Origin of the sequence: Frankia sp. AgKG'84/4 (assembly GCF_023242965.2) — a bacterium.
GTDB lineage: Bacteria > Actinomycetota > Actinomycetes > Frankiales > Frankiaceae > Frankia.
This window is the reverse complement of sequence record NZ_JALKFU020000720.1, coordinates 1-538: the sequence shown is the minus strand read 5'-3', so window position 1 is coordinate 538 and position 538 is coordinate 1. Positions and strand designations below refer to the sequence as shown.

The following is a 538-nucleotide window of genomic DNA, read 5'->3' as shown; positions in this document are numbered from 1 at the left end:
GCGCCCAGCCGGCCGTCGCCGACGCGGGCCTGGGTCGTGCGCTGCTGTCCCGGCCACGTCTCAGCGGATCGCGTGGCGGCCAGCTCCGCCTGAGCGGCCAGCTCGACCGGACCGGAGACCGGCGGCGCCGGTCGCGATGCCGGCACGGACACGCCGGGTGGGTACTGGGGCAGCGCTGCCCGGTTCACCGGCCGTGGCACGCCGTCGTGGAGCCGAGGCTGGGCGCCGGTCGGGCGGGCGGGCTCGCCGTCCATCGCCGACGCCGGGGGCATCGCCTCCGGCGGGGTGACATCGGGCCGACCCGCGCCGGTCGGATACGCCGACGATCTGCCGTTCCGTCGCTGGGCGTCCGGCTCCGGCGGCGTGCTCCCCATAGATCGGCGCCCGGCCTGGCGGTCGTCCCGGCCGTTCGCCGGTGGCCGGGGGCCAGGAGGCGCGATCGAGGGCAGCTGCGGCACCGGCCCGCTGGGCCGAGGAGCGCCGTCGGGTGATGGCGGGGCCTGCGCGGCGGGGGCGTAGTCCGCGCCGCGTTCGGGCG

Annotated in this window: 1 pseudogene; it reads right to left on the bottom strand. The window is 79.6% G+C overall.

Annotated elements, in window-relative coordinates:
* A pseudogene (locus MXD58_RS24790) lies at positions 1-272 on the bottom strand (hypothetical protein); the annotation flags it as partial.
* Positions 273-538: the final 266 nt, after the last annotated feature.